Origin of the sequence: Pseudomonas sp. Pse1 (assembly GCF_024519635.1) — a bacterium.
In the GTDB taxonomy this organism is placed as follows: Bacteria; Pseudomonadota; Gammaproteobacteria; order Pseudomonadales; family Pseudomonadaceae; genus Aquipseudomonas.
Map to the genome: position 1 here is coordinate 1 of NZ_JALJRO010000071.1, position 630 is coordinate 630.

General features: G+C 65.7%; 1 protein-coding gene. It reads right to left on the minus strand.

What is annotated here, in order from left to right:
• On the minus strand, positions 1 to 630 hold a 630-nt coding region (locus NR126_RS29145), incomplete at both ends, for a hypothetical protein (protein WP_306219058.1).

Genomic DNA, 630 nt, shown 5'->3' on the forward strand with positions numbered 1-630 from the left:
ATGCCGACGCGGATGCCGACGCCGATGCGGACGCTGATGCCGACGCCGATGCGGATGCCGACGCCGACGCCGACGCCGATGCCGACGCCGATGCCGATGCTGATGCTGATGCTGATGCTGATGCCGATGCCGATGCCGATGCCGATGCTGATGCTGATGCCGATGCCGATGCCGACGCGGATGCGGATGCTGATGCCGACGCTGATGCGGATGCGGATGCGGATGCGGATGCGGATGCTGACGCCGACGCTGATGCTGATGCTGATGCTGATGCCGATGCTGACGCCGACGCCGACGCCGACGCAGATGCTGACGCCGACGCCGACGCCGACGCCGACGCCGACGCCGACGCTGATGCTGATGCTGATGCTGATGCTGATGCTGATGCCGACGCGGATGCCGATGCCGACGCAGATGCGGATGCTGACGCCGACGCCGACGCCGACGCCGACGCTGATGCTGATGCTGATGCCGACGCGGATGCGGATGCCGATGCGGATGCCGATGCGGATGCTGATGCTGATGCCGACGCTGATGCGGATGCGGATGCGGATGCGGATGCGGATGCGGACGCCGATGCTGATGCTGATGCTGATGCTGATGCTGATGCTGATGCTGATGCTGATGCCG